At 62.1% G+C, this 19,316-nt stretch carries 17 protein-coding genes; 6 read left to right on the top strand and 11 right to left on the bottom strand.

What is annotated here, in order from left to right; genetic code table 11:
* The first annotated feature begins 62 nt into the window (after positions 1-62).
* From uraD to uraH, 3 genes are read left to right on the top strand one after another with little or no spacing between them, the layout of a single operon-like run.
* The gene (gene uraD / locus J3481_RS02395) at positions 63-566 is read left to right on the top strand and encodes a 2-oxo-4-hydroxy-4-carboxy-5-ureidoimidazoline decarboxylase (protein WP_206830563.1); all 504 of its coding nucleotides are present in this window, start codon (positions 63-65) and stop codon (positions 564-566) included.
* Between the two features lie 14 nt (positions 567-580).
* The gene (gene pucL / locus J3481_RS02390) at positions 581-1,564 is read left to right on the top strand and encodes a factor-independent urate hydroxylase (protein ID WP_206830564.1); all 984 of its coding nucleotides are present in this window, start codon (positions 581-583) and stop codon (positions 1,562-1,564) included.
* On the top strand, positions 1,561-1,917 hold the full coding sequence (uraH, locus tag J3481_RS02385; RefSeq protein ID WP_206830565.1) for a hydroxyisourate hydrolase: 357 nt from the start codon (positions 1,561-1,563) through the stop codon (positions 1,915-1,917). Before pucL ends, uraH begins: the two co-directional genes overlap by 4 nt.
* Here uraH and J3481_RS02380 read toward each other — a convergent pair.
* On the bottom strand, positions 1,914-3,563 hold the full coding sequence (locus J3481_RS02380; protein ID WP_206830566.1) for a PucR family transcriptional regulator: 1,650 nt from the start codon (positions 3,561-3,563) through the stop codon (positions 1,914-1,916). The genes uraH and J3481_RS02380 overlap by 4 nt on opposite strands.
* Before the next feature lie 184 nt (positions 3,564-3,747).
* Between J3481_RS02380 and allB the strand changes: the two genes are divergently transcribed.
* Positions 3,748-5,142: an allantoinase AllB gene (gene allB / locus J3481_RS02375; protein ID WP_206830567.1), complete on the top strand. Its 1,395-nt coding sequence runs from the start codon at positions 3,748-3,750 to the stop codon at positions 5,140-5,142.
* A gap of 4 nt (positions 5,143-5,146) precedes the next feature.
* Positions 5,147-6,424 (top strand): Zn-dependent hydrolase, encoded by a 1,278-nt coding sequence (locus J3481_RS02370; protein ID WP_206830568.1) that lies wholly within the window; start codon positions 5,147-5,149, stop codon positions 6,422-6,424.
* Positions 6,425-6,487: 63 nt separating this feature from the next.
* Here J3481_RS02370 and J3481_RS02365 read toward each other — a convergent pair whose 3' ends face one another.
* From J3481_RS02365 to J3481_RS02345, 5 genes are read right to left on the bottom strand one after another with little or no spacing between them, the layout of a single operon-like run.
* Positions 6,488-6,985 (bottom strand): (2Fe-2S)-binding protein, encoded by a 498-nt coding sequence (locus tag J3481_RS02365; RefSeq protein WP_206830710.1) that lies wholly within the window; start codon positions 6,983-6,985, stop codon positions 6,488-6,490.
* Positions 6,940-9,285, bottom strand: a complete 2,346-nt coding sequence (gene pucD / locus J3481_RS02360; RefSeq protein WP_328702028.1) for a xanthine dehydrogenase subunit D — start codon at positions 9,283-9,285, stop codon at positions 6,940-6,942. The genes J3481_RS02365 and pucD overlap by 46 nt, the downstream gene beginning before the upstream one ends.
* Before the next feature lie 3 nt (positions 9,286-9,288).
* The gene (locus J3481_RS02355) at positions 9,289-10,128 is read right to left on the bottom strand and encodes an FAD binding domain-containing protein (RefSeq protein WP_236011042.1); all 840 of its coding nucleotides are present in this window, start codon (positions 10,126-10,128) and stop codon (positions 9,289-9,291) included.
* Entirely contained in the window at positions 10,128-10,739 is a 612-nt protein-coding gene (locus J3481_RS02350; protein WP_206830570.1) for a nucleotidyltransferase family protein, read from the bottom strand. Before J3481_RS02350 ends, J3481_RS02355 begins: the two co-directional genes overlap by 1 nt.
* A complete protein-coding gene (locus tag J3481_RS02345) occupies positions 10,736-11,782 on the bottom strand; it encodes an XdhC family protein (RefSeq protein ID WP_206830571.1) in 1,047 nt (348 codons plus the stop codon). Before J3481_RS02345 ends, J3481_RS02350 begins: the two co-directional genes overlap by 4 nt.
* A 215-nt stretch (positions 11,783-11,997) precedes the next feature.
* Between J3481_RS02345 and J3481_RS02340 the strand changes: the two genes are divergently transcribed.
* A complete protein-coding gene (locus J3481_RS02340) occupies positions 11,998-12,576 on the top strand; it encodes a hypothetical protein (RefSeq protein ID WP_206830572.1) in 579 nt (192 codons plus the stop codon).
* A gap of 42 nt (positions 12,577-12,618) precedes the next feature.
* Here the strand turns inward: J3481_RS02340 and J3481_RS02335 are convergent, their stop codons facing one another.
* The 5 genes from J3481_RS02335 to cdaA form a co-directional block, all read right to left on the bottom strand.
* On the bottom strand, positions 12,619-13,509 hold the full coding sequence (locus tag J3481_RS02335; RefSeq protein ID WP_206830573.1) for a phosphotransferase enzyme family protein: 891 nt from the start codon (positions 13,507-13,509) through the stop codon (positions 12,619-12,621).
* 183 nt (positions 13,510-13,692) lie between these two features.
* Positions 13,693-15,522 (bottom strand): glutamine--fructose-6-phosphate transaminase (isomerizing), encoded by a 1,830-nt coding sequence (glmS, locus tag J3481_RS02330; RefSeq protein WP_206830574.1) that lies wholly within the window; start codon positions 15,520-15,522, stop codon positions 13,693-13,695.
* Positions 15,523-15,774: 252 nt separating this feature from the next.
* Positions 15,775-17,130, bottom strand: a complete 1,356-nt coding sequence (gene glmM / locus J3481_RS02325) for a phosphoglucosamine mutase (protein ID WP_206830575.1) — start codon at positions 17,128-17,130, stop codon at positions 15,775-15,777.
* 81 nt (positions 17,131-17,211) lie between these two features.
* A complete protein-coding gene (locus J3481_RS02320; protein ID WP_206830576.1) occupies positions 17,212-18,417 on the bottom strand; it encodes a CdaR family protein in 1,206 nt (401 codons plus the stop codon).
* Positions 18,414-19,235: a diadenylate cyclase CdaA gene (gene cdaA, locus J3481_RS02315; RefSeq protein ID WP_206830577.1), complete on the bottom strand. Its 822-nt coding sequence runs from the start codon at positions 19,233-19,235 to the stop codon at positions 18,414-18,416. The genes J3481_RS02320 and cdaA overlap by 4 nt, the downstream gene beginning before the upstream one ends.
* Between the last annotated feature and the right edge of the window lie 81 nt (positions 19,236-19,316).

The raw sequence follows: 19,316 nt of genomic DNA, 5'->3' as shown, positions 1-19,316 counted from the left end.
CGCAAGCGACAGGCGCTCTGTACAATCTCAGCAAGTTGCCTGGCGAGGTGAGGACAACGAGTATGACACCGGGTGCGTGGCAAGAACTGACGAGAGCCGCCTTCTCGGAGATCTACGGAGACTGCTTCGAACACTCTCCGCACTTCGCCGCCCGCCTGTATGACCTCGGTCCATTCTCCGATTGGGCGGAGGTCGAGCGCGCCGTTCGCTGCGTTGTGTTCCAAGCCCCGCAGCGCGAGCAGGAGGCGCTCATTCAGGCGCATCCTCGCCTCGGCCAACAAAGCCCCATGAGCGCGTTGTCCTCACAAGAGCAGCGGCAATCGGGACTCGCGAACCTTGACCCCGAGCGAGCAGCCGAACTTCAACAGCTGACGCGAGCGTACGAGGAAAAGCACGGATTCCCATTCATCCTCTGCGTACATGGAAAGCGCCCCGAGGACATCCTCGCGTCCGTGCGCGAGCGCTTGAACCAGACACAGGAAACCGAATTTCAGCGCGCCCTCGAAGAAATTTGTTGTATCGCGCTTCAGCGCCTGAAGGCGCGGAGCGCCGCGACGAGATCGTGAAGGAGGTCACGACGATGGAGAGCCGCTCCCCGCTCGGCATCTACTACGGAAAAGACGATGTGTACGTGTATCGCACGTGCCACGCACCCCTTCGCGCGTGGACGCGGATTCACGAGTCGCCTGTCAAATTCCGCGATCAGACAGTATTTGGCGCTCGCGTCCGAATCGCCGTCGAAGGAGATGCGTTCTTGCCATCATTTCGCGACGGAGACAATTCAGACGTAATCGCCACGGACTCCATGAAAAATTTTCTGCTTAAGCACGCAGCGCTGTACGAGGGCCCTTCGCTGGATGGCTTTCTCGCTTTTGCAGGGCGCCGCTTTCTCGAAACGTACCCCCACGTGCGCGCCGTGGAACTCTACGCGGACGAACAAGTGTTTCGCCCGGTCCCCGTGCCTAGCGCAGAAGGATTCCAAGACAGCCATCTCGTCTTTCTCCACAGCCGCAACGAATCGTCGAGCGCAGAACTCCGCATAGAACGACATCCGGACGGGACCCCTTTCGTGGTGTGGCACCGCTCCGGCCTGGACGGCCTGCACCTGATCAAGATCCGCGGCAACTCGTTCGTCGGCTATATCCGCGACGAATACACCACCCTCCCCGAGGACTCCAACCGACCGCTGTACGTGTTTCTCAGCGCTCGATGGACATACGTCGACTCGCAGAGCGCGCTTTCGGATCAAGCAACAGGGTATGTCCTCGCAGAGCAAATCCGCGATCTCGCAGGAGCCGTCTTCCATGCCCTGGACACCCGGTCCATTCAACACCTGATTCACCGGATCTGCGCGCTGGCGCTGGCCCGATTCCCACAGCTCGAGTCCATCACGTTCCAATCGCAGAACCGGACGTGGGAACGCATTGCCGAGACACCCGACGGCCGCGGACAGGTCTACACCGAGCCTCGACCGCCTTTCGGCTTCCAGGGGATCACCATGACGCGAGCCGACCTAGCGGAACAATGGCCCTACTTCGAGACAGAATGGGAGACCGCGACATGACACAGGGATGCATCACGACGCACATTCTCGATCTCGCCCGGGGAGTCCCCGCCGGCGGGATCGAGGTGGAACTCTGGCGTCTTGTGCCGGAACCTTATCGCGTGAGCAAGTGCAGGACCGGACCCGATGGCCGTCCGCCCCAGCCCTTGTCAGAAGGGCACGCTATCGAAACAGGCGAGTACGAAATCGTTCTTCACACGAAGGCGTACTACGAAGCAACAGGCGGGTTGCTCAGCGCAGAAACCGTATTTCCCGTCGTGCGCGTTCGATTCCACATCAGCGTTCCCTCACAGCACTATCACATCCCTGTCCTCATCACCCCATCCAGCTTCACGGCGTATCGGGGCAGTTAGCCCCATACGCCGGACACTCGTTGGGCCTGCGGATCAACGCGAGTCATCAGCCGATGAATGTGAAGCGCCAGCCGAATTTGCAGCGTCGCATCAGGGTCTTTCAGCGACAGCTTGCACAACTGCTCGCATTTGCTGAGGCGGTATAAAACTGTATTTCGATGCAAGTACAGTTGCTTTCCTGTTTCCGCCACGTTTCCGTGCAAATCCAGAAACGTTGCCAACGTGTGAAGCAATACATCTCGCTCGTCCGCGGGTAGCGCAAGAATGGGCCCCAGGACAGCCTCGCGGAATTCGCACAACTTTTCGTGTGGAAGAAGATGTACGAGATCCGAGAGGTTTCGCACGCCGGCCCTCGCAATGACTGGGCGATCTCCCTCTCGGCGCTGTTCTTCTTCCAAGGCGCTCCATGCTTCTTTCAGCGAGCGCGCCAAGCCTTCCACACTGCCCACTGGGTTGCCAATCCCAATCGACACGGGGTATCCCATGGCCATCCAGGCCTGCGCCTGGAGGGCGCGAAACGTCTCCTCCGTTCCCACCTGGTCCTGACTGGGAAGATGGCGGACGATGACCACGTGTCGATTCCACAGGAAAACGGACACGTCTTCCCCCGCTTCCCGAAGCCACCGCCTGCTCCACTCCGCGAGCCGCTCCATTTCGCGCGACCGCGGGATGGCCGGCCGGATCTGCGTATCGCGAGACATCGCGAACGGTCTGAGAAGAACACATTGGTGTAGCGCGGCGCGGTGAATTCCGTATGGCTTGCCCGCCGTGACGATCTCGGCTTCGGTCGCGAGTTCAGCGGAAACCACCGCTTCGAAATACGATTCCGAGGCACGGCGCGCGCCGTCGCGAACCGCCTGGCGCTTCCCCATTTCCACAGAGAGGACGGGCATGACCTCAGCCATCATGCGCTGAAAGCCGGGCAGATGACTCACGCGTCCTCCGATAGCGACAAGATACGCACATGGGTGATCAATCCACACAGGAAAAGCCTCAATCTCGGTTCCTCGACTGCCAGCTCGCACGCACATCCAGATGCTCTTTCCGGGTTCGGCAGACACCGCCGCCCAACGAGCGGACAACACCTCCGTCTCTCCCACCCCGTCACTCGCCGCCAAACGTTCTCCCGTCCATTCCAACAAGGCGAACGGGCGACCGATAGCCCTTTCCAACGAGTTCAGGAGATCGTCCAAGCTCCTGCCCTCCATCATCCATCTGGCAAACTCCCTCTGCGCCCGCATGGATTCCAACCATTCAGCTGCCCTCCTATCCATCATATGGGCAATACAAGCCGACACAATCTCGCCCAAGGCGTATGTGTTCGGCAATTCGATCAGCGGAAACGCCGCGTCACGTGCTGCGGCCACAACTTCTTCAGGAATCGAGAACCAAAAGCGCTGGGTTTTCAACGCAAGTCCTGCGCACCCCTTCTTCGCCATCTCGCGGACGAGTTGGACCAACTTCTCAGTGTCTCCTTGGAGAGCGTAAGCCGTTGTAACGAGAAGTTCATGAGGCTTTAGGAAGTCGAGAATATCAGGCGCGTCCATCATGTTGACGGACTCGACCGTACGCCAACCTCCCTCTCTTCCAGCAAGCCAACGGGCGCCTTCAAAAACCGGAAGTGCGAACAAATCTGAGACACGCATTGCGCTTCCCCCTTGTGTTATAAAACATAACGCACAAATCAGGAACCCAACGGCTATATGCGAATTATACGATGATTTCCTCGCAATTTGAGTATGCGTTCTATCGATTTTCTCACATTCATCTGACTACAATGGGTTCAAATCCGCTATTTGTCATGATCATTTACATCTACATGAAAGGACGATGCCAGTGTACGACGTGATTCTGCGCAACGGGCTCGTCGTGACGGAATCCAGTGCGCTGATGATGGATTTAGCCATTACCAATGGGCGGATTGCGGCGATGGGCTCCATTGATGGCCGCGCGGAGGTGCAGGTGGACGTATCGGGACACTGGGTGATGCCCGGCGTCATCGACGCACACGTGCACCTCAACGAACCGGGCACCGACTGGGAGGGATTTGAGACAGGCTCCCGCGCGCTGGCCGCAGGAGGGTGCACACTGTTCGTGGATATGCCGTTGAATGGCGTCCCTCCGACGATCGACCCCTCGGCGCTCATGGAGAAGAAAGCGTGCGCAACGGGTAAGTCCGTCATAGACTTCGCGTTCTGGGGCGGGCTGGTGCCTCATCGCTTGGATCAGCTCGAGCCGCTCGCCGACGCAGGCGTTCTCGGATTCAAGGCGTTCCTATCCGCGCCAGGTGGTCCCAGCGCAGACCACGGCTATGTGCAAGTGGATGACGCAACGTTGTATGAAGGGATGCGCATTCTGGCCAGGGTGGGCCTTCCCTTGCTCTTGCACGCGGAGAACGGGGCCATTGCCGACGCAATCAGGAGTCAGTTGGAACGGGAGGGGCGCCTGACGGCCCGCGACTATGCAGCCTCGCGGCCCCCGGAGGTTGAGTTGGAGGCGGTGCAACGAGCTCTCACGCTTGCCGAGGCGACGGGCTGCCGACTGCATTTCGTACATATCAGCACCCCAGAGTCTGTGCATCGAGTTCAAGAGGCCAAGCGAAAGGGTTTGGACGTGACACTGGAAACATGCCCTCACTACCTTGCGCTGACCGTCGACGACTTTGAACGACTCGGACCCGTGGCCAAGTGCGCACCACCCCTCCGCGATGAACAGACGCGCCTCGCACTTTGGGATCTCCTGCGTCGCGGGCTCATTGACGACGTCGCTTCGGATCACTCGCCGTGTCCAATGGACATGAAACGGTCCGCATCCGGCAATTACTTCGACGTTTGGGGCGGAATCGCCGGAGGACAATCCACCCTTGAGGTCATGCTCGACGAAGGACTGCGCCAAGGACTGCGACTTGTGGACGTGGCCCGCCTCACCGCCACGCATCCCGCCAAGCGGCTGGGCGTATATCCCCGAAAAGGCGTGATTCAAATTGGATCCGACGCCGATCTCGCCATCATCAACCCGGCCGAGAGCTATACACTGAGGTCCGAACACCTGTTCCAACGCCACCCCCACAGCCCGTATATCGGCCGGACGTTCTCTTCGCGCGTGGTGCAAACGTGGTGCCGTGGCCATTTGGTGTATCAGGCACACGGAGATCCCACGTTTCCAACCGCAGGCATTGGCCAATGGATTCGGTCCGCACACTCATCTCATGCGGAAAGGGCGTGAAAGCATGTCCATTTCTCACAAACCGAACTTGCGGCCCAACGCGCAGTCCTTGGGCCACGAAGCGGTGCAACTGCTGCATTCGTTGGCCCAATTCGGCAGCGTGCCGGAGGGCGGTATCACGCGCCTCGTCTACACCCCCGCGTGGCGGGAGGCACAGGCGTGGTTGGAACGAGAGATGACGTCCAGAGGACTCCTGACGTTCTGGGACGACGTGGGCAACCTCTACGGCCGCTCCGAACCGGCCTCTCCCGGTGGACGCCGCATCCTCACAGGCTCTCACGTGGACACGGTCCGCCAAGGCGGATGCTTTGACGGCGCTGCCGGAATCGTGGCTAGTCTCATCGCAGTCAGTTGGCTGCGAGCCACTTACGGCCCGCCCCACTTGCCGTTGGATGTCGTGTCCTTTGCGGAAGAAGAGGGGGTGCGCTTCCCCGTCGCCTTTTGGGGATCGTCGAACGCCTTGGCGGCGGCAGAAGGCCGCGAACCAACTCCCCTGCCTCGCGTGCTCGATGAGGACGGGATCGACATCGAGCGCGCCATGCGGAACGCGAATCTACCTCCCGCATCCCGGCGATCCCGACAACCGGTCGGCGCCTATGTGGAACTTCACGTGGAGCAAGGCTCGAAGCTCGAAGAGGCCGGCGTGGATATTGGTGTCGTCACGGCGATCGTCGGCCAGCGGCGATATGGGATCGAAGTCGTGGGACGCGCGGGGCACGCGGGGACGGTGTCGATGCAAGCGAGAGTCGATGCGATGGCATGCGCTTGCAGTCTGCTGAACGAACTGCTCGAACGGGCCGCGGCCATTCCAGACCTTACGCTGACGGCGGGACAGTGGCATGTCGAACCTAACGCGGTCAACGTCATCCCTGGACGGGTGACATTTTCCTTAGATGTGCGCCATCCCTCCGAACGGCAGCTTGATCTGTTTGCCTGCGAAATCGAAAGCGTGTGCTCGAATATCGCCGCCGAGCGCCGAGCATCGGTGCGCTTGACCTCATGGATGAATCAGGCCCCCGTGCCGATGGATCCATCCATCATCGCATTGATCTCCAGCGCCGGCAACGACGCGGGATGGAGCTCCATGCCCGTTCTCAGTGGAGCGGGCCACGACGCGCAGACGTTTGCTGGCAGCGTGCCGTGCGGGATGATTTTTGTCCCGAGTCGAGGCGGCGTCAGCCATGCGCCGGATGAATTCACATCGAGCGACGCGCTCGGGCGCGGAATCGAGGTCCTCATCCGCGTGCTCTACGCGCTGGCGTACGAGTCGTATCTCCCTTAACCCAAGCGCCCTTGTCAGCGACGCGGGCCGCCTTCCAGCGGCCCACTGTCATGTTTCCGGCCGCTATCCTTTGTCCCTGTAGTCCGTTTCCTCAATCACACGTCGCACCGCGCGCAGAATCGGTAGATATCCGGTGCATCGGCACAGGTTTCCGGACAGCCAAGCGCGTATATCCTCTTCGCTTGGCGACGGCAAGGCGTGAAGCAGAGCCCGAACCGCCATTACCATTCCCGGCGTGCAGTAGCCACACTGAAGGGCCCCTTCCTCCACAAACGCATGCACAATGCGGTCAGTTTCGGGATCGCCCGCGCCTTCGATGGTGACCACAGACCGCCCCCGCAGCCGAAACACCGGCGTCATGCAGGCGAGTGCGGGGCGCCCATCCACCTCGACGGTGCAAGCTCCACATCTTCCGATCCCGCACGAAATCTTGGTGCCCATCATTCCAAGTTCGTCCCGCAACACGCGCACGAGCGGCGTACAGGGCGGCGCCTTCACCATCACCAGCTTTCCATTCAGGACGAACTCGACGCGATCCGCTCCCGGCCCCAGGACGTCCATTCCTTCGAGGCATCGCTTGGCATCCACCGCCACAAGGTCTCCCCCCTCTTCGCCATCTCGGCGAGCAGTACATCCTGACGAACCGGCAACGCCGTAATCCACACGCCTGTCGCGTCGTGAATGGCCGCCGCAATCGCCGGTGCAACGGCCACCGTGCCGATCTCCCCCACGCCACGCGGTCCGTGATCGTCCTCCATCTTTGGGATGATAGCGTCTAGTTCCATCTCCGGCACATCCAACGCCGTCGGAATCAGATACGTGTCCAGGTTGCGCGTGACGTAACGCCCCTCTTCCATCAGCGCATCTTCCATGAGCGCAAATCCCAGCCCCATAACGCCACCGCCTTCAATCTGCCCCACATACCCCATCGGGTTCACCACTCTGCCAGCCCACACCCCTTGGTGCAGGCCGGTCACGCGCACTTCTGCAGTCAGCAGATCCACGTCGACCTCGGCCACCACCCCGGCGAACGAATAGAGGTAGTGAGCGCCATCCTGAGCCCACGTATCCGGCGTCACGGGAAAATGGGATGCAATCTCGACCTCCGGCAAATCATCTCCTGCAGCGGCGGCGATATCGGAGTACGACGCGACGAGACGCCCGGCGTTGCGCTCGTGCACACCACCGGGTCCCAGGCGGAGGTCTGACTCGCGGCGCTCGGCAACACGAGCCGCGATGGACAACATCTTCGACTCCCAGTCGGGTCGAATACGCTTGAGCGTGTGCCACACCATGCCCGTCGCCCGAGAGGCCGTGGATGAACCTGATCGGGGCACCCGAGACGTATCGCCGAGCACCACCTCCACGTCTTCGACCGCACAATCGAGCACCTCCGCGGCCAGGAGCGGAATCGCGGCAATCACGCCTTGACCGCACTCCTCAAACCCAAACGCGAGTTCAATCTTCCCATGACGCGTCAAGCGCACCCGACCTCCTGTGTGATCCGGCCGCCGCAGCCCCAGGCCCCCGCCGTGCATCGTGACAGCGATGCCGACCCCTCGGCGATGATAGGCGGATGCGCTGGACGGGGCATGCCGCGACTGAACCTCCGCTCGCTTCCGCTCCACAAAGGCGAGGACTTCGTCCGCGCCTTCCGTCGGCGCAATGGTTTGGCCAAGTGGCCCGCGATCCGAAGTGGCGCGAAAGTTGCGCCTGCGCACCTCGAGCGGATCCATCCCCAATGCGTCCGCCAATCGGTCCATCTGTCCTTCAAGTGCAAACGTCACCTGGTTCCCGCCGAAGCCGCGAAACTCTCCGGCCACGCCGCAATTGGTATGCACCGAGTAACCGCGCACGCGGACGTGATCGATGACGTAAGGACCGGTGGCATGCTCCACCGCGAAATCAAGCACCGCCGGGCCCAGCGTCGCGTACGCGCCCGTGTCGGCCACGATGCGCACGTCGTGCGCGAGGATACGGCCGTCGCGAGAGGCTCCTGTGCGCATCCAAATTCGCATGGGATGGCGCTTCAGCCCCGAACGAACGGACTCCGCCCGGGATTGATGAATTTTCACGGGCATCCCGGTTGAAAGCGCGAGCAGCGCCAGATACGGTTGGACGTTCAGCTCATCTTTGCCCCCGAACGAACCACCGATGGGGCTCGACACGATGCGAATGCGTTCCTCAGGCCAGCCAAGGATGCGGGCCAACTGGGCGCGATCGCCATATCCGTGTTGCGTTGGAGCATACAACGTGAGTGATCCGTCCGGCTCGGGTATACACAGGCCGCCCTCAGTCTCCATGTAGGTATGCATTTGGCGGGGCGTCTCATACACCGCTTCGACCACCACGGCCGACGCGGCAAACCCTTGTTTCACGTCGCCGCGCGAAAATGTCCTGCGATGCAACAGATTGCCTGTCGGATGCAGTTTGACGGACGTTCTCCTGAGCGCTTCCTCTGGCTGGGAGACCACCGGAAGAGGCTCGTATACCACCTGGATGGCCGCGAGCGCTTGTTCGAGCGAGGAATGGGAATCCGCCGCGACCGCCGCGATCACGTCTCCCACGTATCGAACGCGGTCCTCACAGAAAACAGGTTGGTCCTGGATGACAATGCCATATCGATTCAGCCCCGGGACGTCGCGCCATGTGAGCACAGCGCGAACCCCTGGGATCTGCAGCGCACGAGACGTGTCGATATGTCGAATGCGCGCATGCGGGTAGTCGCTTCGGAGCACGCCGCCAATCAGCATGCCGGGATGATGCAGATCCGTGAGATACCTCATACGTCCGCGGGCCTTTTCCCAGCCATCCGGGCGCGGAATCCATGTCGGTAAGCTGCGAAGTTGGTCGCGATCCACCGCTCACCCCTCCAGCGCGCTTGCAACGAACGCGGTCACCAGATTCGCCACCACGACTCGCCGATATTCCGCAGTGGCAAACGCGTCGTCATAGGTCCGCATTTCCGACTGAATCATGCGGTGAAGCTCACGCAAGAGAGACGGGCGCAGTCGCTCTCCGCGAACCAGAGCTTCGACCTGCGGGAGCCTGTGCGGCCAGTGTACTCCCCCGCCGACGGCCACGCGCAGGTCGTCGATCACCCCGGAATCATCGTTCTCCAGCGAGGCGGCAATGGTCACGAGTGCTGGTTGGAAACCAGCCCGGCGCCCGACTTTGCGCATGAAGAACCGGACGTGTTCTAGTTCTTTCGGAATCTTCACTCTGCTTACCAACGCATCGGAGGTGGCGCCACGGAACGTCAACCATTCCGAAACCGACTTCTCTTCAATCGCGCCTTCATTCCAAGAGAGCAAACTTGCTCCGGAAACAAGGAGATACGGCACCAAGTCGCCCTGTGCCACGAGGTTCCCAACCACCGTGGCCTGCTCGCGCAACGCAGGTGCACCGACGAAGCGACACACCTGGTGCAGATGAGGCCAATGTCTGCGGACCGCCGAGCTTCGGATCACCTCTGCCAAGGTCACCCGCAGCCCCACGTGGAGAGTGGAGTCGACTTCAACAGGCACGTCGCGTTCGTCGGCGATCTCGTCGACGCAGATCCATTCGCTCGGCACGGTATCCCCCGACGCGGCGCGCAACTGCAGCCACGTCGAGCCAGCCACGTAGCAGGCGCTGTCTCCCAATGTCCGCTTACACGCCCACGCCTCGGCGAGAGACGTCGGCAGCCAGACGCGCGGCTCCATCACGTCCATCTCCCCCCTACCGCCATGCAGAGCGACTTTGCGCGCTCGTAATCCTCCGGCGTGTCCACGTCCAAGAGCAAAGTCGTGTCGTACAGAGCCCTGCGCACGCTTAGCGCTCGCCGACCGGCGAGCAGGGGACCTAAACCGCGATCGCCCGCGAGTTCGGCGCGAAGCTTCCAAACAAACTCAGTTCGCACGATGAGGGGCGGCGTTGGCGGGCCGTGGCCAAACGAGACATACACCGCTTCGGCATGTCGCGAGAGCGCGTGGACGAGATCGTCCAACAGGGCGGACGTCACGAAGGGCTGATCGGCAAGGGCGAAGAGGAGCGCATCTGCGCCTAAATCGTGTGCAGCTTCGACCCCACAGCGCACGGATGCCGACAACGGCAGACCGACGGGCATGGCGCGAACGTGTATCGGCTTGACACGGAGTGGTGCGGTCAATGGAGAGCGCTGGGTTTGAACCCAGACCACCTCGTTGACCGCGCTCTGCAGGAGCGACCGCAGCCCCCACTCGCCGAGTGCGGCATCCCCGAGCGGCAACGACAGCTTGTCACAGCCCATTCGTGTGCTGCGACCGGCTGCGAGATACACGCCGACGACTTTCATTTCCATCCCGCCTCCGCCGTATCCATCGGAACGCCGCGGGCGTGAGCATGCCTACGCCCACTTTGGGTGTCAATGAGTTCTGCGACGATACTGACGGCGATCTCGTCGGGCCCTTCTGCACCGATGGGCACTCCCACCGGCGCGTGAACGCGGTACCCAGCCGGAAGATCAGAGAGCATTCGCGCTGCGCGCTTGCGCGATGCGAGGAGCCCCGTGTAGAACGGTGAAACGCGAGCAAGGTGGCGCAAAATCGTGAGATCGCGCTCATACTGATGCGTGATCACGAGGACGTGATCGTAGGGAGATACTTCGGCTGCCGCGACAGCTTCGTCGGTGCTTGTCAGAAGGAGCTTTGCATGCGGAAAGCGCGCCCGGCGAAGGAGCTCGTCCCGCCAATCCCACACGACAACGTCGAACCCCGCGCGGTGGGCGAGAGACACAATCGGCGGCACATCCGGCCCAGCTCCAAAGATCACCAGACGCGGACGAGGCTCATAGTACACATCCCATTCGGTTTCGGCAGGCACGCCTATCACAGGTTTAACGGGAACGCTGTAGCGAGCCACGAGATGACCGCCGACATCGCACATGACCGTTACGCAGCCGAGCCCCCGATGCCACACGCGGCGCACGCGCGCAAGAGGAATGGACGACGGAGATGGCCATCCCGCCTCCGCGCTGCGTAAGGCCCACGTTGCCTGGATGCCTTCAAACATGCGCGCGAGTTCATCGGTCCATGGCTCCAGCAGCACAGTGAGAATGCCGTCGCAACCGGCGCCCGGCCCAAAGCCGAGATCGTCCGTCCGGCGGAGGTCGTAGACGAGAAGTTGCGCGCTGTCGCAAACGCCATCGGACTCCACCCGTGCGCGCAGGTCCGCTTCAAGGCATCCTCCCGAAATGACACCCAAGCTGCGGCCGTCGGGATGAAAGGCCATAAGCGCACCGGAGGGCAAGTAGGACGATCCGTCGACGTGCACGAGGCTCGCGATCGCCCAGCGATTCGATTCAGCGTGCAAACTGGAAAGAAAGCGAGGTACATACATCGAACTCACCTTGAAGAGATGAAATCTTACATATAAGCGACGCTTTCGCGTCATTGTACGCGTGAACGCCCGATATTTCAATCACTCTACGTCGCAATTCTTAACAAAAAGACCATCCCCACTTTTGTGACATCCACCGAGTCCGGAAGGTTAACTTTCGGAGTTTTCAGTTGTTGGGGTTCACGCTCAGGTGTAAAATGTAAGAGGGTGGTGAGGTGAACCCCATGGAAACGCGCGACGTCCGCCGCGGGCTGGTGCACTCCCGCGCGACGCGGCTTCAGGGCATCGTGATGTGCTCTACCCTCGGCCTGATCTGCGCCTCCTATGTGGTCGTCGAAACGCTCATCCGCAACCTACCGGCTCGTTCTCCGGGGTGGTACTGGTTAGACCTTCCTGCTTTCGCACTGCTGGCTTGGGTCGCGGCCGCGTATGCCATGTGGCGAGGCGACCGCCAAGAAATCGCGATTCGTTGGCAAGAAGGTGCGCCTACCTGCGAAATCGTGGGAGGTTCCCTTCAGGGGACTTGGGAGGTGTTGGGCAAGTCGAGAAGAGCGAGCGACTGGGTGGCCGCAGTAATGTTCCTCGCCGCCTGTGCCGCAGGCATAGCGGCCTTAGGCATCAGGGAGCTTATGCAGGCGCATGACGTCCACGGGATGGCGCAGGGCCTTCAGACGCTGTGTGATGCCGCGGGTCCCAGCCTGCTGATTCTCTTGAACTGGCCATTCCGTGCGAAGCCCTTTCGACACGTGGTGACCTTGCGGCGCGGTAAGGAGCGGATGCGTGTCTTGACTTGATTCGAAACGCTGTACCACCCGGCAAACGCGGTCGCTCACCGGTCACGCCAGCTCGTCTTCGATCCAAGTCAGGTACTTCCCAATGCGCGCATCCGGGTTGTGGCGCAAGGACTCGATGTCCTGCCGCATGGGAATCTTCCCTGCCATATAGAAGATGCGGGCCGCCGTCCCTATCGCCAAAACCCCGCGCGACGGCATATCGCCGTAGCCGTGTTCAAAATGCGCCCAGCAAGCCAAGGCATCGGGCCGATTCCTGAGATGCAGTTTGACCACGCCGAGATCGAGGGCCCTGTGTCCGTATCCGCATTCGTCGAAATCAAGGCAATACCAGTTCGGCTCACGCACGAGCAGGTTTCCGAAATGCAGGTCCGCGTGGATGAAGTGTCGATCCGGCTCGAGAGTGCGAAATCTCCTCTCGAGTTCCTCCGCGACGGAGACACAACGCCTTTTGTTCACCTCGCTCAACGACTCGAACTGAAGCAAATGGCGGAGAGGCTCTCTGACCGCGCGTTGAACATCGTACACGGGGCGATTCCACCCCGCCCAATCCTCGTTCATCGACTGCGCGATGGCGTCCGCGCCGCTGTGGAGCGCTTTCATCAATGCCCCAAGACGGCGATAGTCTTCCTTGGAGGGTCTTTCGAGCGATTCCCCTTCGATGAACTCAAAGACCACGTACACGCGTTCACCGTCTGGACCGATGAGCCGCGTGGCGAGGTCTCCTGCTGTATTCGAAATCACGTTGGGCACGTCGATGTCATTGCGCAGCGCACACATCCACGCAAGTTCGGCGAGGATCTCCCGTTCGCCATACCGTTCCCGTCGATAGCGCCTCAGAATGTATCGCATCCCACGCGTTCGAACGAGAAACGTATCGTTCTCCCCCTGCTGAAGCAACTGAAAGTCCGTGTCGTCCTGATGCCAGCCATACAAGGTTGCAAGCCTCAGCCTTTCTGGATGGCATAAATGACCGGAGCTGCACGAAAGCATGTCGTCACCTCTTTTCCTCAGGCGATGGCGCGAATCCGTGCGCGGCAGAATCGCGGTAACTCGCGTGGGGCGGGCAAGCCAGAAAGCAAAAGGCGAACCGGGGCTCTCCCGGTCCGCCTGTCGTCTTCATTCCACCGTCACGCTCTTCGCCAGGTTTCGCGGCTTGTCGACGTCGTTCCCCCGCGCCACCGCGGCGTAGTACGCCAGCAGTTGCAGCGGAATCACCGCCGCCACGGGCGCGAGAAGCGGCATCGTCTTCGGCAGATAAATCACTTCGTCAACCGTCTTCTCGAGATCTTCGTTGCCCACCCAGGTGAGTCCGAGGACAAACGCGCCGCGCGCTTTCACCTCGACGATGTTCGACAGCGTCTTCTCGTACAGCTCCGGCTGCATCGCGAGCGCAATGACGGGCACCCCGTCCGTAATGAGCGCCAGCGTGCCGTGCTTGAGCTCGCCAGCCGCGTACGCTTCCGCGTGGATGTACGAGATCTCCTTCAACTTCAAGGCGCCTTCGAGCGAGACCGCGTAGTCCATGCCGCGGCCGATGAAGAACGTGTCGTGCGCGTCCTTGTACCGCTTCGCAAACGACTCGATCTGCGGCGCCGTGTCCAGCACCTGCTCCACAACCTGAGGCAGATCGTCGAGCGCCGCCAGCACCTCGCGCGCCTTCTCCTCCGCAAGCGTCCCGCGGGCGAGGCCGAACCGCACGGCCAACAGGTACAGCGCCACGAGCTGTGTGGTGTACGCCTTCGTCGAAGCCACGGCGATCTCCGGCCCAGCCCATGTGACGATGGTGCTGTCCGCTTCGCGCGCGGCCGAACTGCCGACCACGTTGGTGATGGCCACCACGCGCACGCCTCGCTTCTTCATCTCCCGCATCGCCGCCAGCGTGTCCGCCGTCTCGCCCGACTGCGTGATCGCAAGGATGAGCGTGCGATCCGTCACAATGGGATCGGCGTATCGATATTCCGACGCGATCTCGACGTTGACGGGAATGCGCGCAAACGTCTCGATGGCCGCCTTCCCGACGAGGCCGGCGTGCCACGACGTGCCGCACGCGACGATGTGGATCCGGTCGATGGCTCGAATGTCCTCCTCTGCGAGGCCGAGTTCAGGGAGTTCCACGCGGCTCAAATCATCCGACACCCGGCCGCGGAGCGTGTCCCGCACGGCGCGCGGCTGCTCGTGGATCTCCTTCAGCATGAAGTGCGGGTAGCCTCCGCGCTCCGCACTCACCGCGTCCCACGTGACGTGATAGACCTCTTTCTTCACGGGTTCCCCGTCCATCGTGAAGCACTCGACGCCATCGCGGCGCAGGACGGCCATCTCTCCGTCCTCCATCACGTAGATGTCGCGCGTGTACTCGAGAATGGCCGGGATATCCGAAGCCACAAAGTTCTCCTTCTCGCCGAGGCCGATGATCATCGGGCTCGCGCGGCGAATCGCGATCATTTCGTCCGGGTGATCCTTCGCCATGACGACGAGCGCGTACGCGCCGCGGATTCGTTTGCCGACCGCGATCATGGTTTCGAACAGATCCCCGTTATACATCTCCTCAATCAGGTGCGCCACGACTTCCGTATCGGTCTCCGAGCGGAACTCGTGCCCGAGCGCCACCAGCTCTTCGCGCAGCGAGAGGTAATTTTCCACGATCCCGTTGTGCACGATGGCGAATCGGCCGCTGCAGTCCTGGTGCGGATGCGCGTTTTCGTCCGAGGGCTTTCCGTGCGTCGCCCAGCGCGTGTGGCCGATGGCGACATGGCCTGAGATCGGCATTTGCGCGAGTTTTTCCTCGAGATTCGCCAGGCGGCCGACGGCCTTCACAATCCGAATGTTTCCGTCCGCCAGGGCGGCCACCCCTGCAGAATCATAGCCGCGGTATTCCAGCTTCGCCAGCCCGCCCACGACGACGTCCTTGACGTTCCTTGGGCCGATATAGCCAACAATCCCACACATGAAGCAGGTATCCTCCTTCATCCGATCTGCTCGCCTCTGTCCCGCCGGTCGCCCGGCGGATTTCAGGCTTCGCTTGCGGCGCGATCGGATAGGCGCCGGGAGGCATCCGCCGAATCGTTCGCCGACCTCCTCCGCGTCAACTCGGGCAAGCCCGAGTCCAGGCGCTTGCATGCGCTGCGTCTCAGATTCACAGCCGCATGTGACATTCTACGAAAAAAGGCCCATTCCGTTCCTTCCTCGGCATCCCTCCCTTCAGCGAGCCGCCTTCGACTCGCCGAGCTCCGATTCAATCACCTGGACGATCTCGCCCACCACGCGGCGCAACAGCTTCTCATCGAGGCCCTCGACCATCACGCGCACCAGATTCTCCGTGCCCGACTCGCGCACGAGCACACGCCCGCTGTCGCCGAGTTCGGCCTCCGCCCTGCGCAGCGCATCCTGAATGGCCGCGTTATCCCGCCACGCGCGCTTGTCGCGCACGCGCACGTTCTCCAGGATCTGCGGATAGCGCGTCATGACGCGGCTGAGCTCCGACAGGCGTTTGCCGCTCTGGACCATCGTCTCGACCAGCTTGACCGCGGTGAGCATGCCGTCCCCGGTGGTGGTGTGATCGAGCAGGATGATGTGCCCGCTCTGCTCGCCGCCGAGCGACGCGCCCTCTTCGCGCATGCGCTCCATCACGTACCGATCCCCCACGGCCGTGCGCAGCACGGTGATGCCGAGATCGCCCATGGCCTTCAGAAAGCCGAGGTTGGACATGACGGTCGCCACGACCTTATCCCCGCGCAATTCTCCTTTTTCCTTCATGGCGCGCGCGAGAATGGCCATAATGAAGTCGCCGTCGGCCACCTCGCCGTTCTCGTCCACGGCGATGCAGCGATCCGCGTCCCCGTCAAACGCGAGTCCCACGTCCGCGCCGTGCTGTAGCACCGCGCGCTGGACGATGTGCGGATGGGTCGATCCACAGTCGACATTGATGTTGACCCCGTCCGGATTCGCGTGGATGACGATCACGTCAGCACCCAGCCGCCGGAACACCTCAGGCGCGATGAAGGACGCGGCGCCATTGGCACAATCGAGCACCACCTTGAGCCCATCGAACCGCGCCCGAGCGGCCTGAACCAGAAAGCGAACGTAGGCCTCCGTCGCCGGCTCGTCGTACATGCGGCCGACCCCGTCGCCGATGGGCCTCGGCAGGGTGTCGTTCTCCTCGGCCAACAATGCCTCCATCCGCTCTTCCATCTCGTCCAACAACTTGAAGCCGTCGCCGCCGAAAAACTTGATGCCGTTGTCGGCGACCGGGTTGTGGGAGGCCGAGATCATCACGCCCGCGTCCGCCCTGAGAAGGCGCGTGAGATACGCCACGCCGGGCGTCGAAATGACGCCGAGCCGGAGGGCGTCCACGCCCATCGACAAAATCCCGCTCACCAGGGCGGTCTCCAGCATGTCCCCCGAAATCCGGGTATCCTTGCCGACGACAATGCGCGATCCAGGCCGACGCGCCGTGAGCACATACGCGCCGACGCGCCCCAGGCGAAACGCCAGCTCAGGCGTCAATTCCCGATTGGCCACGCCGCGCACGCCGTCCGTTCCAAACCACCTGCCCACCTGTCCACGCTCCTCTCTCACAACGCAAACATTGTGCCACAGAAGGCGGTTTGTGCAAAGATGCAGTGTTTGGCGCGCCCGTCAGGGCACCGCTTCCACGCTCGCCGTCCGCGCCGAGACGCTGACCGCCGACACGCCGGCGGGCAAGTGGATCTGGATGGGCAACGAGGCCGTGCCGCGGCTCATGCCCGTGGCATCCACAAACGCCTGCACCGCGCTGGGATCCTTTTCCACGGCGCGCACCGCCGACTGAGCCCCCGTCACCGCGACGCTGACGCTCCGCGGGCTCAGCAGGCGCACGCCCGTCGCGCCCGAGATGGTGACCGGCACGTCCGGAATCGTGTAGACCGCAGAAGGCTCCACGTCGATCACGGCCGTCACCGCTGTGGGCGACACGCCCGTCATTCCCGGGAGGAGCGGCACCGGAACGGAAACCGTGGTCGACTTGGCGAGTCCCGTGACATCGATGGGCACGCGCAACCCTTCCGACGGAAGCTGACTCGCGGGCAGCCCTTGTTCGACGGCGCTTCCAGGCGAGAGGCGAACCGACGCAACGGCATAGCCCGCAGCCGGACTTCCCGTGACCGCAGGCGTGAGCTTCACCGTCTGGCTGGCCGACGTCACAGGGAGTGTCACCGCAATGGACGACGGCGTCACCGTCACCCCTGGAACCGCTTTGCCCGACGCATCCAACGGCAACAAATCGACGAGCCTGGTCTCGGTCTGCGATAGTCCGCTCGCATCCACCACGCCCGCGACCTCCGCCACCGATTGCACGCTGGATGCCGCGCCCGAGATGTCCACCACGCCAGCGCCAAGCTGCGGCTTGCCCAGCACGTATCCCTGACTCGGCGTTCCCACCACGCTCAGCCGGATGGGCCGCTCCACCGTCACCCTGGGCTCCAAGGTCACCGTGACGGTGGCGGGCGAGATCGTGTAACTTCGCACGCTGGCCGGCATGTTGACGGCCGCCACGTGCACCGTGTAGGTGCCCGGCCCGAGATCCTGGGCATTGGCCACGATCTCGGCCTTCATCATGTCGGAGGCCAGGGTCGGCAGCCGGAGGAGGTTCGTGGTCACCCGAGCGGTGACCGTCGGCACCTGCGACACCAGAACCTCGTCCGCGGAAACCTCCACCCGAACCGGCAGTTCAAACGACTCGGTCACCCCGGCGGTGGCCTGCTGGCTCCCTCCTTGTTCCGCGTGAACAGCCAGCCACAAGATGCACGCGAGCACCAGGGCGATGACGCGCAGCGCCACGTTGTTGTTCAACAGCCGATCCATCATCGCGACTCCGCCTTTCGGTTCCAGAACGAGAGTGCGCTCGTCTTCTGCGGTACGAGCAGCTTCATCAGCAGCTCATTCAGCCGCTCCTCGTCCAGATGACCGTGCATCATGCCGTCCACGCAGACCGACACCTGTCCCGTCTCCTCCGACACAATCACGCTTACGCCGTCCGACTGCTCCGTGATCCCAAGCCCAGCGCGATGTCTCGTGCCGAGCTGCTTGTCCAGATTGCGGTTCTCCGTGAGCGGAAGCACGCATCCCGCCGCCATGATCTGCGTCCCCCGCACGATCACGGCCCCGTCGTGGAGCGGCGTGTTGGGAATAAACAGGTTGATGAACAATTCGGTACTGACGCGCGCCTCCAGCCGCGTCCCCGTCTCGATGTATTCGTTCAGGCCCGTCTGGCGCTCGATGACGATGAGCGCCCCCGTCTTCGTCTTCGCAAGCACCTGACAGGCCTTGACAATTTCGTTCACGGTGTGGACCATGTTCGGTTCCTCGTGCAGCAGGAGATTGAAGTTCCACAGACTTCCTCGCCCGAGTTGCTCGAGCGCGCGGCGAAGTTCAGGTTGAAACACCACGGGGATGGCAAACAACCCAATCTCGATGATGCGGTTCAGCAACCAGTCGGAGGCGGACAGGTTGAGAAGGCTCGAGACCATGGTCACCACGACGACGACAAGGACACCCTTTAAAAGCTGAACCGCTCGCGTGCCGCGGATGAGCAGCAACAGGTAGTAGATCATGAAGGCCACAAAGAGGATGTCGATGACGTCCTTGAAGCCGAAGTCCCGGATTGCGGCGAACCAGGCGTCCATACAAAGCCCCCTGACCGTCGGGGAGTCTCGTTCCCATTGTTTCCTACCCGAGCCCCCGAGTCAAGACAGTCCCTGCCAGAC

It is taken from the genome of Alicyclobacillus fructus (assembly GCF_017329605.1).
In the GTDB taxonomy this organism is placed as follows: Bacteria; Bacillota; Bacilli; order Alicyclobacillales; family Alicyclobacillaceae; genus Alicyclobacillus; species Alicyclobacillus fructus.
The sequence above is the reverse complement of the archived record's forward strand: the minus strand, read 5'-3'. Positions and strand labels throughout refer to the sequence as shown.

What these genes read in the sequence shown, in the direction of transcription:
- uraD (WP_206830563.1), top strand. Translation starts at nt 63, where the DNA reads ATGACACCGGGTGCGTGGCAAGAACTGACGAGAGCCGCCTTCTCGGAG.
- pucL (WP_206830564.1), top strand. Translation starts at nt 581, where the DNA reads ATGGAGAGCCGCTCCCCGCTCGGCATCTACTACGGAAAAGACGATGTG.
- uraH (WP_206830565.1), top strand. Translation starts at nt 1,561, where the DNA reads ATGACACAGGGATGCATCACGACGCACATTCTCGATCTCGCCCGGGGA.
- J3481_RS02380 (WP_206830566.1), bottom strand. Translation starts at nt 3,563, where the DNA reads ATGCGTGTCTCAGATTTGTTCGCACTTCCGGTTTTTGAAGGCGCCCGT.
- allB (WP_206830567.1), top strand. Translation starts at nt 3,748, where the DNA reads ATGCCAGTGTACGACGTGATTCTGCGCAACGGGCTCGTCGTGACGGAA.
- J3481_RS02370 (WP_206830568.1), top strand. Translation starts at nt 5,147, where the DNA reads ATGTCCATTTCTCACAAACCGAACTTGCGGCCCAACGCGCAGTCCTTG.
- J3481_RS02365 (WP_206830710.1), bottom strand. Translation starts at nt 6,985, where the DNA reads ATGGACGTCCTGGGGCCGGGAGCGGATCGCGTCGAGTTCGTCCTGAAT.
- J3481_RS02355 (WP_236011042.1), bottom strand. Translation starts at nt 10,128, where the DNA reads ATGGAGCCGCGCGTCTGGCTGCCGACGTCTCTCGCCGAGGCGTGGGCG.
- J3481_RS02350 (WP_206830570.1), bottom strand. Translation starts at nt 10,739, where the DNA reads ATGAAAGTCGTCGGCGTGTATCTCGCAGCCGGTCGCAGCACACGAATG.
- J3481_RS02345 (WP_206830571.1), bottom strand. Translation starts at nt 11,782, where the DNA reads ATGTATGTACCTCGCTTTCTTTCCAGTTTGCACGCTGAATCGAATCGC.
- glmS (WP_206830574.1), bottom strand. Translation starts at nt 15,522, where the DNA reads ATGTGTGGGATTGTTGGCTATATCGGCCCAAGGAACGTCAAGGACGTC.
- J3481_RS02320 (WP_206830576.1), bottom strand. Translation starts at nt 18,417, where the DNA reads ATGATGGATCGGCTGTTGAACAACAACGTGGCGCTGCGCGTCATCGCC.
- cdaA (WP_206830577.1), bottom strand. Translation starts at nt 19,235, where the DNA reads ATGGACGCCTGGTTCGCCGCAATCCGGGACTTCGGCTTCAAGGACGTC.